The organism is Nostoc sp. (genome assembly GCF_036916985.1).
Taxonomy (GTDB): Bacteria; Cyanobacteriota; Cyanobacteriia; order Cyanobacteriales; family Nostocaceae; genus Nostoc.
This window is the reverse complement of the sequence record NZ_JBALFD010000058.1, coordinates 1-12,661: the sequence shown is the minus strand read 5'-3', so window position 1 is coordinate 12,661 and position 12,661 is coordinate 1. Positions and strand designations below refer to the sequence as shown.

Here is a 12,661-nt window from a genome sequence, read left to right as displayed (position 1 = left end):
ATGTGGAATAGCTTACCTGGGCACTGGATTATTCTTATCGCCCCAACGAGCATCCGCAGACCATGCACCATCAGCTTTTTCTTTTTTACGTGTCTCAACCGTCATTACTCCGCTTTCTGGGTCAAGAGTTAGCAAGTTGTACTGAAGTGGTATACCTGTAACCTGCTCCTTAGCAGGTGCGCCAAAAGTTCCAGCAGCAATAATTTTGAGACCACGCCGTGCATCGTACTGAAAATTCTCGTCTTTTGCTTCATGGATGTGTCCGTGAATCCCAACTTGGAAATCATTAACTGCTAACTGTTCTAGAAAAGCTGTATTTTTCATTGACTCAGCACTATTAACTGGATGATGCCAGACAGCGATTTTCAGCCAGCAGTCGTAGTTTCCTATGAGAATTTGGTCAAGCGCACTAGAGATCGCATTAGGATGAATACCAGCGCGATTTTTATATTCGTGGTCAATTTCCCAACAGGAATTAAGCCCTAAAAAGAGGATTTTATCTTCAGGACAAGAGTGAATAATTGCTTGCTGGTCGTATTCTTGGGGATAGGGTTTATTGTAAATTTTTTTATAAAAGCGATCGCTAAAGTAATCAAACCGTTTTTTATACTCATTCTCATCACAGATTAATGCACCAGCACTACCTGCATCGATATATTTACCTTCTGGTAAGGGATTAGGCAGTTTGCGCTTCGGAACGAAAGTATAAGCAGTTTCTGATAATTCCCAGTTGAGGTCATGATTTCCAGGAACTATAACCTAGAGTGGTAAAACTTGCTAGAGTAGATTTTTCATGATTGAAATAGGAGTAAGTAGGTAAACCAAAATTTTCAATAATAACGAATTTACTACGTTTAAGTTTTTGCTCTAGCTAGTTTTACCACGCTAGGTTTTAGCAATGAAGCTGCTGAAGCTTACAAGGGTTTGTTTGGTGATTCTGTACCTGCTTGACTTACAAAAATACTTTGTGGGGCAATAATCAAGCGATCGCCCTTTACAAGGTATTATCCATCCAATCACAATCTAAGTTTGGGAGATTCTAATTTCGCTGATCGGACATTATTAAACTATTGTCTCTTTTTCAGTATAGGAGTTAAGTGCTCTGGAATATTTTCTAATTGAATCGCATTACAACCAAACTTATAAGCAGTCTCAAATGATTTACCTGCTCCAATGGCATCATAAAATCCTGTAGCAAACTTAATTGCAGCTTTATCACCAATAGCTTTACTCATACCAATTACATAATTAATATGTCCAACAATAGCATCTGCCTGTACCTCAGAATAACAAGCATTGAGCAGAACACATTCAACATGACTGGCACACAATTCAAATAATATTTTTAAAGCTTCTGTACTTACAAGCTTTGAATTGCCATCTTCATCTTGGATCAACAGTCCGTCTTCACCAATCCCGTGTCCACAAAAATGGACAATTTGTGGCTCGATATCTAGCAAAGCTCGACGCAAATCATCAGCCCGGACAGCCCATCTTTGGTCTAATCTAAATTGATGACACCTCTGAGAACGACGTAAACCTTCATCAATTTCATGTACCTCTTTGTCTAAACGAAGCCTTGCTTCATTAACTGGACTTGATGCCAGAATTAAGATTATCTTCATCTTCAAATCCTCCTTATTACGCACAAGAGACTGAATTTTAGCAACAAACTTTTTACTATCGAATTTTTGCTTACTAAAAAAAATGGCTCCATTCTCTGTAACTAAATCAGCAGAATCTTGAGTAGTTAGATGAGGTGTTCCGCTCACTGCTATTGCTGGTATCTGTCGTTCGCTAGCTAATTCAATTAATTGAATTCCCAATTTTTGTGACGATACAAATGAATCTCCCAGACCAATATCAGTAATTAATAAATCCCATTGGCTTTCGTTAAGAGATTTATAAGCCTCATCAAAAGTTCTCAAAACCCTAACCTCTAAGTGATTAGTATCTTGCAGAGCACGACGAATTTTTTCTTGAAGAATACTCTGCCATTCTGAGTGATCTTCAACTAGAAGCACTTTTAAATCTCTCATCTAAATTTCTTCATGAATTTGGTAACTATACTTGCTTTTACAAACTTACATACCCGATTTGTAGATTGGCAATATCACTGAGAACTTTGTTCCTGTATAAAAGCTACTATCTACTAATATTTTTCCTCCTAATCGCTCAACATAAAATCTTGTCCACCATAATCCAAAACCCATACCTCTTCTAGCATCCTTTGTTGAGTAATCAGGCTGGAAAATCTTTTCTAAATTTTCTTGTGCAATGCCTACACCAGAATCATTAACAATGATTTTCACAAAACCTTCCTCGTCAGTTCTAGCCTCAATTGATAACTCACCTTTTATTTCACTTTTCATTAGTATGGCATCTACAGCATTTTGGATCAGATTATCGAAGACATATATTAATTGCTGTTTACCTGCAAATACTTCAGGTAAACTGGCGGAAATGTTCAAATTTTGCTTGATATTTGAACTTATATGCATCCGATTTACTGCTTTAATTACTACTTGTTTGAGATTAATAGGTTGACGTTGTTCTTGCAGCCAAATCTTCAAACATTCAGCATCCTCTAAAACCTTATTTGCTAAGGATATAATTTCTAATGCCTTGCTGCAAGCACAATCATCATTTTCATCAAAGATATCCTGGGCCCATACACGAATAGCACCAACATAATTATTTATCTTATGAACTAATGGGCCTGCTAATTCACCTAACGTAGCTATTGCTTCTGTTTTGACAAGTTGTTCCTTAGTTTCTGCATTTTGAATCGCAATAACTGCGAGATCGGCTAAAACTTCTAACCTGCGTAAATCCCCTTGGTCAAATTCTTTTGGTTTACGCCCTTCTACATTAAGTACGCCAATTACACCACGATCCTTATCTAACAAAGGAACACATAATTCTGAACGTACATTATTAAAGCAGGGTTGATAGCGGACATCGGACTGAACATCATTCACTAATGCTGGCTGACGATGAGTTGCAACCCAACCTGTAATTCCTTTGTCTAGAGTGCCGTATTTTTGAGCTTGACTAGTTGGTATGCTTTCAGGATAGCTAACCTTCGTGACTAGTAATTTATTAACAGGATCTAACAACCGAATGGTTCCTAATTCTGCTCCAGTTATTTGTACTGATTGCTGTACAATCAATTTCAACAGTTCATTTTCTTCTAATGTAGTAATAATCTTGCGGTCAATACTGCTTAATGTCTGTAACCATCTTTGATTTTTAATAGCAGTTGCGGCGGAGGAAGCTAAAGTATTAATAATTTGTTTCTCTTCGCCCGAAAAATCATGAGTCCGCCGATAATTAATGAACATAACTCCAACGATGTCTCGCTCTACCCTGAGTAAAACTCCAGCTACGGACTGAATTTTTTCTCGTTGACTAAAAGCTGAATCTTGAAAAATAGGTTCATTTGAGACTATTGAAGCATAAATATTTTCTCCATGCCCAATCAGTAAAAATGGTACATCTTGCTTATCAAGCTTTGTATCTTTCATTTTTTGCTCTTCTTTCAGACGGCCTGCATAACTAACTTCAGGTAAAAAATGATCTTCGGTCTGAATATATGCATAAATAGTCACTACATCAGCTGCAAGGACATTTAAAGTGTTCCAGGCAATATGTCCTAATAAATCAGCATTTTCTGGTATCCGACTGAGTGATTGAGCAACTGAATGAATAGTGGCTAATTGACGCGCTTTATCATGCATCTGTTGATAGGTAATTGCGTGCCAAATGGCATCAACTGCATGACTAGCGAACAGTTCTCCCCATTGCAACTCTCCTTGACTAAATTGATGTTCGCGCTGAAAGTGTACGTATAAAACTCCTACACAAATAGGCTCTAGTTGCCCTTGGCTAGTTTTATGTTGATGATGATTACCACCATCTCGATCGAGGGCAGTTATTTCCTGTATACTTGCGTTGCTACCATTTAGTAATAACGGAAAAGCTGCATAAGTTCTAGAACCTTCTTTAAGAGCTATTGGGTTAAAAGAGCTTGGCTGTGAATTTTCGTTTGCTTTTGGTAAATCCGGTAAAAATTTAGGTTTACCCTCAATAATAGCTTGCCATCCTAACCCATTTAAACTTGGGTTGCGCGGTGGAAAGTCTTTGAGCAGTAAATGGTCAATACAGCCTGCACAAACTTCGTAAATATAATGGTTTTTCTGTGGTTCCCACAAAAAGTGTAGTGTAGTGAAGTCAGCTTTTAAAATGTGCCTAGCATTTTCAGCAACAGTTTCTAATACGTAACGCAGACGTGCTTTACGAATATCTAACGCTCTGCGAGCAACAAGCTTAGCTAAAGCGATCGCTTGTTGATGGGTAATTTTGGTGTCACAATTCTCATAACCTGCTTCTACAGAGCCAATTACTTTAGGCGGAGCATAACCTGGTGCCGACTTCATGCTAATAATAGTATGTTGCTTTTCGATCCCAACTTGATTGGGAACGAAATTCTCTTCCCAATCATACTTTTCAAACCAATTCTCTAGAGTTTTGCCGCTTTCATCTCGAATCAGAATAATCGGCGTAAAAATGCGGACAAGATTATGATGGTCAAATGTTTCAAATATCCAACTATCAAATCTTTCATTTTGTCCCGATATAATTTCAGTGTGGCATTCTTTAACTATATCTGCTTGAATATCTCGTAATTCTGGATCGTCCTCAAGGTAATGTCTGGCTCGATTCACCCAATTTTTACCAATGCCAATTCCATGTACTGCTTCAATAGTGTTTGATGCAGGCATGACTAGAGATATATTGACAAAATCAAAGCCCAGTGAATCTTGAATTTCATGGCAAATGCGATCAAGAATCAATTCTAAGTGAAAGAGTTCAGTTGTAGCTTTGGCTATTTGATTTTCAGCTTGGAGAATTTGCTGTTCAAATGCTTTGAAGTCTTCTGGTAAATGTTGAGAATTGTGCATACATATTTCCTGTGAGTGATGAATTACTAAAGGTTGGGTGTAGCGAGCGCTGATCGCTCCTTGATGGAGAACGCAGGCGATACCTACGCCACGTCAAGGACGAATGCACTCCATAACTGTTTACCCTGTTGGGTTTTGGGTAATGCGATATTTAACGCCAAGATTCTAAGATGACCGTTATTGTGATTAAACACAACAAGATAATTCCCAGCTTATAAAACCAATTGCCTGCAAAGGGTAGTAGCATTACAACAATATGTAAAGCGCCAAAACTAATGAATAAAATAGACATAATCGCAAAAGTAAATAGTGCTAGCAAAAAATATTTTAGGAACTGAGCAGTAAATTGTAACAGCAAGTTATAGTGTTTTGGTGTCATGCCTATAAACTCCAATCAGATTAGTTGTAATTCAATTTATGTGTCATGGGTAAAAGCTTAATTCACACCACAAATTTATGCATTTTGGACTCTCCAAGTGTTAATCAATTGGCGGTGTCTGTTAGCAACGAACATGCAAAGCTGCGGCATCGATATGGTGATCTCTATCGATGTTTCGTGAACAAATATTTACCTCAATTGTTTGCAAATACTTTCATGGAAGTGCGATCAAGCCCAAAAATGCATGTGGTAGAGTTATGCTCCTATCACTTGCAAAATAAAGTTTAATTTTGTGGGCTACCAATGGCAAATACTAAAACCGTTTTAACTCTCCTATTGAAGATGCCGCATGTTTAAAAAGCTAGGTCTTGTAACGGAATCAGGAAATTCTTCACATCCTCACAGCAACACTCAACTTTGTCTTGGCCTTGACCTAGGCCCCATTGAATTTCTATTAATCCACTTTGATTGACTTGTTTCAACCTACCTATCTTCTTTTCACAGTGTTAAGAGAACTTTCTACTGCTGAAGAAAGGGAACATAATTGATTAGCAAACACTTATGTACATGTAAATGTAAAACAAGAAGTTATTAGCAAAATGTATCTATATATACAATATAAGAAGGGTATATTGAAAAAAGGTATATTTTAAATGATATGTCGGAAAAAAAATATATATATGTTATTTTATGTATAAAATATTACAAATAATAAATGTATTTCCAGTTTACTGTAAATTATGTTGACAGATACTAGTTCTGGAATCAAGAGTATGAGTAAAGAAAGTATTGAAAACCAAGAAGAACTCAGGAAGATGCTTCACTTCTTCCTAGAAAAAATGGGAGCAACCCAGGTAGAACTTTCAAAAGGGATGGATGTTAGCCGACCAGTTGTGATTGAATTTCTCAATCAGGAAAAAAAAAGGTTGCCAGTTAACCGTCAAGGCTTAATAAAACTTTGCAAAACTCTGCAAAACCATAAACCATCGAAAAGAAAATCAAAAGCAGAGGGTGAAAAAAACTCCCAAGACATCGAGTCTCATCCCCATGCTGAGGAACTACGAGAATTATTGGGAGAGATTGGTACTGACGAACTATTGGAGTCTGCCGGTTTCTTACCCAATAACGCTAGTATTATTAAGGTCAGCCAAGAAAGGTTTTTTCAAATTGCTCAAGTAGTTGCATTGCTTGAGTTTTTAGAGGTTGAAGATTTAGTACCTACGACTCAAGAGTTTTTAGCGATCGCAAATAACAAAATAGCAATTGCTAACAAAGGACATTTTAAATATCAAGAGAACGACTATTTAACATCCCTGATTGATAATCTCTGGGAATCGCACCCAACACTTGGTTTAAAACTGAGACTGGAAGTAATTGACAAGCTAGAGCGGACTAGGGACAGGCTTAAAGCTGGCGGTAAGACAAAATTTACCCAGCAAGAAGCTATCAGATTATTCATCAGCATTGCGATCAAAGAGCAAATGCTAAAAAATCTCCCTAACCTTCACATTAGAGTGCAAAAGACAGAATTTCAAACCTTATCTCGATATGTTAATGCAGAAAAGGAATATAGTGATTTATACGCCCAATTCGTACAAATAGGTCATCAAGCAGAGTGTGCTCTCAAAACTCCAGGTTCATGCTTGACAATGCAACCACAAGCCAAGTCTCTGGATTCCCTCACTCCCGTAATTATGGCTTTAGTAACCTGTAGCTTTAGTTATGATGGCAAATCTCACGAGATGATTGAATGGATGTACACTTCTGGCAATACAATCGTTGAGAATGCTATAGGTGCTTTGAGCCTACACATGGGCTTGGCAGAGTATGTAGCTAACGTCGGCATCTCAACCAAAACTTTAGACAGCAGTATTGACTCTTTAGTTGAAACAACAGTAATTATCGGTAATAGACCACATTATCAAGGAATTTGGGTTGATCGCGACTCAATGATTACTATGCTACAAGCGATCATCTATGCTGCCAAGCAATGGATAGCCGATCAAAGTACATCCGGCAAACTAGATATCCAAATCTATACTTCAGCCTGTAAGGCTCTCTCTGATCTGAGAAAGCGATTAACTAAAGCCAGAAGAGCTTTTCAAAAATTTCAATTTCTTGATGAAGAATGCCAAACGGTTGAGATTAAGAAAATTGCTTACACAGCCAGAGAGGAACTGAGTAAAATTCCTCAAGAGGATATTTACTTTTCATATCGACTCAACTTCTATCGCTGCTATTTTCTGACAAAACGCTTAGAGCTTAGACTATCCAATTTTCAAGGAAACATCCGTAACGCACAACTGCTCATTCAAGAAATGAACCAAGTCCTTGAGGAAGATCAGAAAGTCAAGCAAGAGCTTGTTCCTATCCAAGCTCTGATTCAATCAGAAGTCTACCTGTACCAGCTTTCTTGTGGGCATGAGCAGAACTTATTTGATCAAAGCAAAAGAAGTCAGTGGCTGGGATTAGAAATCTGGGACAGTAAAATTCGAGATGCAACTAAACGAGGATCTTGTTACAAAGATCCTGGTTGGGATGTGTATCTAGCATTATCTGAAATGTATGGAAATGTTGCACGAATAGAGTTTTATCTTTCTGATGATAAAAGTTCTCTTTCAGAAGCCGCAGAAAATTTTCTCAGAGCAGCTCACTATGCATTACGCATTGGTTTAGCTCAACGAGCTTCTCGATGGCTAGCTTTTGCAGGAAGAGCTTGGATCAGGCTTGGAGAAGATAATTTGCCAAAACAGGCATCCAAGTTTGCCGATAAACTTGCTAAAACTGATTTAACTGCTGGTCACAGTAATAATTTTTGGCAAGCCGTGCTTTCAGAAATTTATTTGCTTGATGGAGAATATTTATTATTAATTCAAGATGATGTTACCAATGCGTTGGAGGTTTTTTTAAAAGCACTCAAGGGCGCTGTATATCTAAGCTTGAATAGGCGTATTTGTGATGCACTTTTTAATATTTCCAGGTGTTCGGATAAGTTGAGCAATTTCAGCGTCAAAGAAGGACTTAGTAGGGTCTTTAGAGAAGAAGATAGCTTAACTAAATCAAACGAAAACAAATTAAACCCCATGAAAAATCTCACATCTGAGAAAGTTTTAGATTTGCTATGTAAACTATGGAGTAGAGAAGATAATCCTAGTTGGTATCAAGTAGGGGGTGAGTTTTCTCAACTCGCCGCAGGTATTTGGCAAGAATGGCATCGCGATACTGAGCCTGGAGCCACAACTAAACATCCAATCGCCGAACTGATTGAAAAAAAAGCTTGGCTTGGTCGAGTTTAAGCTAATTGCAACTCTAGCAATCATCCTTACTTTAACGTGAGTCTCTAAGGAAGGCGCACCTGCGGGAAGGGCGAAAGAAAACTGCGTTTTCTTAGGAGTTCGACGGGTTGAAAAAGGTGCAAAAAAAAGCTGAGACTGTAATTACATGAAAAAAAGGATGTCTCAGCGATGGAATGCATTGTATCTCGGCTGGATATAACGCAGATTTTTTGCGATCTCGATGACTTTTGCTGCTCATGGGAACGTTTGTGGCAATTTGTTCGAGTTTATGTAGCATCTGATGGCGCTCACTTAAATCCCAAGCAAACGAGGTTTCTGCACCAATCAATTTGCGAACTCGATTTGCTTCAACTGGGCGGTCATCTTCTGCCCTGGCAATCTTGTAGTAATAATTACCTGCTTTACCAAAGTGGTGTGTTAGCTCCAGGAGCGATCGCCCCTTCAAATCTGCGCCAGTATGAATGCCAAGCGAATGCATCTTAGTCACCGTCACTTCTCCTATACCGTGAAACTTTTCAATCGGCAGCTGCTCTACAAAGGCGATCGCTTGCTCTGGCAAAATCACTGTTAGTCCATTGGGCTTGTTCTGCCCTGATGCCATTTTCGCTAGGAACTTGTTAATTGACACGCCTGCGGTTGCCGTCAATTGGGTTTCTTGGAAAATCGCAGTTTTGATATGTCTTGCGATAGTAGAAGCGTAGGGGATGTTTTGCCTATTCTCAGTAACATCAAGGTATGCTTCATCTAGTGCAACTCCTTCCACTAAATCACTGTAGCGTTTGAATATAGCGTGGATTGCTGCGGAAATCTCTCGGTAAACGTCGAATCTCGGTCTGACAAAGATAAGCCCAGGACATTTCGCAAAAGCGGTTACTGAAGGCATTGCTGAATGAACACCAAACTTACGGGCTTCATAACTGGCTGCTGCAACTACGCCTCGCTGATTCGGGCTGCCACCGACGACTAACGGTTTGCCTTGGTAGCTAGGGTTGTCCCTCTGCTCTACCGATGCGTAGAAGGCATCCATATCAACGTGAATTATCTTTCTCACTTGAAAGCAGAGTGAAGCATTAGAAAGTTAGGCTAACTAGTGCTTAGTAAAATACTATATTATCAGTCTTATAGTACATTAGCACTATCTGGTTCAAATACCATATCTGCATTATTCCCCAACGAATTTCTGTTCTAACTCTTCAATTCGAGCCACAAGGGGAGCCATCATAGCTTCAACCTCGGTAGCAGAATAGCGGATAGGTATGTGTTGAGAACAATTCTCACTCAAAGCTTCGACATGAAATAGAATAGCTCGCTCAACTTTTGCTGGATAGCCAGGGATGCGAAGTCGCTCAATTAAAGCACTATCCCCTTCAACATATTCTGCCTTACCCCAAACTTTGATACGTCTGCGTTGGCGGTAATCCATCAGGAACAGAAATGCTTTATCAATTAATGATTGGTTATCATCAAAAACGCACCATAGTCAATCACTCCAAAATCTACTCTCATCACTGCCGCTATCTTCTGACACGCTTTAATTAACCTGGTAGATAGTGCTGTTGACTGCTATTAACTTGGCGATTAAGAGAGACAGAATCAGCCGCAGATATCCCAGAGAAATATCCGTCTTTTGAACCACACGATGGTAAAGCCATTTGTTTAACTTTTACATTATCTTAGATATGCTTCTAACTCAGATTCCAGCTTTTCGTAGAGTGCTTGCACGATGATTGCGGGTACTGCAACCGACTCAGCAGTTCCAGCAATCCCTCCATTTTTCTGTTGTTCACGATTCTCAAGAATCCTATTTACAAGTCTATTAGCAGCACCTAATTTAAAAGCATTTCTAAAAGCGCGATCGCCTACGGCTTGTTTTGCCAGTCGTTCAATAGTTTGTTCAAGATACTCAAACTGAATCCGAGTAGAGACGATATTCACTTTTCGCCCTAAAATAATCATTTTAGACCCGCTATGGTAGTGTCTAGCGATCGCACAGCAGTAATTCCCCCAACAAACACCACTTAGTAAAATAAATTTCCATGAGGTCATGCGTTTGAACTGGCGAATGACTTCTTCTTCTAGTGGTTGAGGTGTCCAATCTTGAAGTGAGGCGATCGATAAATTGTACCGGGTTAGCATTTCTTGGGCTTTAGCTGCGGCGGCGCTTGCCTCTGCTTCGTTGGGAGATTGGCTCAGTGCGAATAGTTTTCTAATTTTGTCAGCGATTTTTTCTAGTTCTAACACCTGTGTCTGCATTCGTATCACTCAAGCAAGTTTTGAAAGGAAATATCTTTTTTAATATACTTGTGTAAAATGAAAAATGTAGCTATTTTTTATTCATACATAGCAAGCTTTGTAGCAATTATTCCTGCTAGAAACGGATATTCGTGATGAAGCCATGATTACTGAAAATGATGATTCAGTCGATGCAGTGAATGAACTAGTGAGAAAAATCTCTATTAAAGAAACCCAGCTAAAAATAGCCCAAGACTCGAATCTCATTCAGACTGCTGAAGCGTTAGAAAACCAACTATCCCAATTACAACAGGAATTGGGAGATAATTCAGACACACAATTGCAGTCATTGATGAGCTTGTGAAATCCTTACGACAGTAACTGAAATTCACGGCATAACGGCTGCGGTCAGAGGTTGCTAAAAAGTCCAACTCAACGCGAATGGGCCACCAGCAAGGATTGTCCAGGGCATTCAACTGATTTGCGATTGCTGGTTCTACTGCATCGAATGGATGTCCCCAGGAATATCTGAAAACGGTGACGCATCTGGCGTTAGCGAGTTTTCGAGCGTCAGAGAAAATGGGGCAGGCTTCGTACCCAACCGATCCTCCATCTACGCAGACAAGCACCCCCAAAAAGCCTGCCCCATTTTCTAAGCCGTTCCCCCGTGACGAGCTTTTTACTTTCAGAGATGCGATCGCCCTTGGCGGGGCTTCGCCCATCGCACGAGTGACTTACTATGATTTAGAGAGGGTGCGAGTATGACAGTTTACACTTGATACTACCGTAGTAAAATTGACTAGTTGGAATCGCCGAATAACTCGACTTTAGCCGATAGAAAAACGATATATTATATAATATCAACCCTGTTGAAAATGAAACATTACAAAGAAAATATTCTGGAATTATGACTAAAGTAGAATTTACTATTCCCGTTCATTCTGTTAATAATACCATTAGAGAAGAAGCAGAAACTAAAGCCAAAGAAGCTTATGTGATGACTCTACTTAAATATGGAGAAATTAGCAGTGGTAAGGCTAGTCAATTACTAGGAATTCCTAGACTAGACGTAATAGATTTAATGTCTAAGCATGAAATATCCCTATTTGACGATAGTATGACTTTAGAGGAATTTCAGCAAGAAGTTAATCAAGCAAAAGTGAAATTACAAGGCAATAATCTATGATTGTTGTCTCAGATACAACCCCATTAAGTGAACTTTCTAAAGTTGGTAGATTAGACTTGCTTCAGGCTGTTTTTGGTAGAGTAATAATTCCTCAACAAGTCTATGCAGAATTAACAACGGGGGATCATCCCGCAGTTTTAGCTGTAAAATCAGCCTTATGGCTAGAAGTTCTTTCTATAAGTAATAACCAACTCATTGAACAATTACAATTAGAAACCGACTTGGATTTAGGAGAATGTTCGGCAATTATTTTGGCAGAAGAATTAAAAGCAGATCAACTTTTAATTGATGAAAAAGCTGGGAGAAAAGTTGCTATTAGTAGAGGCTTGCCAATTATTGGTTTAGTTGGAGTGATTATCTTAGCAAAAGAGCAAGGTTTGATTGATAATGTCAAGAATATTTTAGATGATTTAATGAGTAAAGGAACAAGAATCAGCCCAAAGATTTATGATTATGCTCTGATTACAGCAAGAGAAATTTAAAACAATCTGACAATGAACCTATCCCCAAGTGCTTAGTGGTGCAGAAAACTTTTCAGAGTCTCAAGTTGAGAAAACAGTGACACAAGAGAACTCAATTTGTTGCTCTATCTGCGTTCGTTTTT

At 38.8% G+C, this 12,661-nt stretch carries 11 protein-coding genes and 3 pseudogenes; 7 read left to right on the top strand and 7 right to left on the bottom strand.

The genetic code is table 11. From position 1 onward, the window contains the following. Positions 1 to 12: 12 nt before the first annotated feature. The 4 genes from V7L07_RS19550 to V7L07_RS19535 all read right to left on the bottom strand — a co-directional run bounded on the left by V7L07_RS19550 (position 13) and on the right by V7L07_RS19535 (position 5,343). Positions 13 to 324 carry a hypothetical protein gene (locus V7L07_RS19550; protein ID WP_335060595.1) on the bottom strand — a complete coding sequence of 104 codons (312 nt, stop codon included), beginning with the start codon at positions 322 to 324 and terminating at the stop codon, positions 13 to 15. Between the two features lie 743 nt (positions 325 to 1,067). Further along, a complete protein-coding gene (locus V7L07_RS19545; protein WP_335060593.1) occupies positions 1,068 to 2,039 on the bottom strand; it encodes a CHAT domain-containing protein in 972 nt (323 codons plus the stop codon). A gap of 45 nt (positions 2,040 to 2,084) precedes the next feature. Beyond that, the gene (locus V7L07_RS19540) at positions 2,085 to 4,964 is read right to left on the bottom strand and encodes a GAF domain-containing protein (RefSeq protein WP_335060591.1); all 2,880 of its coding nucleotides are present in this window, start codon (positions 4,962 to 4,964) and stop codon (positions 2,085 to 2,087) included. 151 nt (positions 4,965 to 5,115) lie between these two features. After that, entirely contained in the window at positions 5,116 to 5,343 is a 228-nt protein-coding gene (locus tag V7L07_RS19535) for a hypothetical protein (RefSeq protein WP_335060589.1), read from the bottom strand. Between the two features lie 773 nt (positions 5,344 to 6,116). On the opposite strand from V7L07_RS19535, the gene V7L07_RS19530 reads away from it, so the two are divergent. Together V7L07_RS19530 and V7L07_RS33520 are read left to right on the top strand one after the other, a co-directional pair. Continuing rightward, positions 6,117 to 8,639: a hypothetical protein gene (locus tag V7L07_RS19530; RefSeq protein WP_335060587.1), complete on the top strand. Its 2,523-nt coding sequence runs from the start codon at positions 6,117 to 6,119 to the stop codon at positions 8,637 to 8,639. A 168-nt stretch (positions 8,640 to 8,807) separates the two neighbouring features. Beyond that, a pseudogene (locus V7L07_RS33520) lies at positions 8,808 to 8,900 on the top strand (IS982 family transposase); the annotation flags it as partial. Positions 8,901 to 8,907: 7 nt separating this feature from the next. Here the strand turns inward: V7L07_RS33520 and dinB are convergent. From dinB to V7L07_RS19515, 3 genes and pseudogenes are all read right to left on the bottom strand, one after another. Further along, positions 8,908 to 9,666, bottom strand: a pseudogene (dinB, locus tag V7L07_RS19525) (DNA polymerase IV); the annotation flags it as partial. 135 nt (positions 9,667 to 9,801) lie between these two features. Next, complete coding sequence (locus tag V7L07_RS19520) at positions 9,802 to 10,062, bottom strand: hypothetical protein (protein ID WP_335060584.1); 261 nt, start codon at positions 10,060 to 10,062, stop codon at positions 9,802 to 9,804. Between the two features lie 245 nt (positions 10,063 to 10,307). Continuing rightward, positions 10,308 to 10,892 (bottom strand): DUF2786 domain-containing protein, encoded by a 585-nt coding sequence (locus tag V7L07_RS19515; protein WP_335060582.1) that lies wholly within the window; start codon positions 10,890 to 10,892, stop codon positions 10,308 to 10,310. 142 nt (positions 10,893 to 11,034) lie between these two features. Here V7L07_RS19515 and V7L07_RS19510 point away from each other — a divergent pair, with 142 nt between their 5' ends. The 5 genes and pseudogenes from V7L07_RS19510 to V7L07_RS19490 all read left to right on the top strand — a co-directional run bounded on the left by V7L07_RS19510 (position 11,035) and on the right by V7L07_RS19490 (position 12,539). Next, positions 11,035 to 11,235 (top strand): hypothetical protein, encoded by a 201-nt coding sequence (locus tag V7L07_RS19510; RefSeq protein ID WP_335060580.1) that lies wholly within the window; start codon positions 11,035 to 11,037, stop codon positions 11,233 to 11,235. 76 nt (positions 11,236 to 11,311) lie between these two features. Beyond that, positions 11,312 to 11,527 (top strand): annotated as a pseudogene (locus V7L07_RS19505) (DUF1392 family protein); the annotation flags it as partial. Continuing rightward, entirely contained in the window at positions 11,451 to 11,636 is a 186-nt protein-coding gene (locus tag V7L07_RS19500) for a hypothetical protein (protein ID WP_335060578.1), read from the top strand. The pseudogene V7L07_RS19505 and the gene V7L07_RS19500, both read left to right, overlap by 77 nt. Positions 11,637 to 11,778: 142 nt before the next feature. Continuing rightward, positions 11,779 to 12,057, top strand: a complete 279-nt coding sequence (locus V7L07_RS19495) for a UPF0175 family protein (protein WP_104902113.1) — start codon at positions 11,779 to 11,781, stop codon at positions 12,055 to 12,057. Beyond that, a complete protein-coding gene (locus V7L07_RS19490; RefSeq protein ID WP_152590993.1) occupies positions 12,054 to 12,539 on the top strand; it encodes a DUF3368 domain-containing protein in 486 nt (161 codons plus the stop codon). Before V7L07_RS19495 ends, V7L07_RS19490 begins: the two co-directional genes overlap by 4 nt. The last annotated feature ends 122 nt before the right edge of the window (positions 12,540 to 12,661 follow it).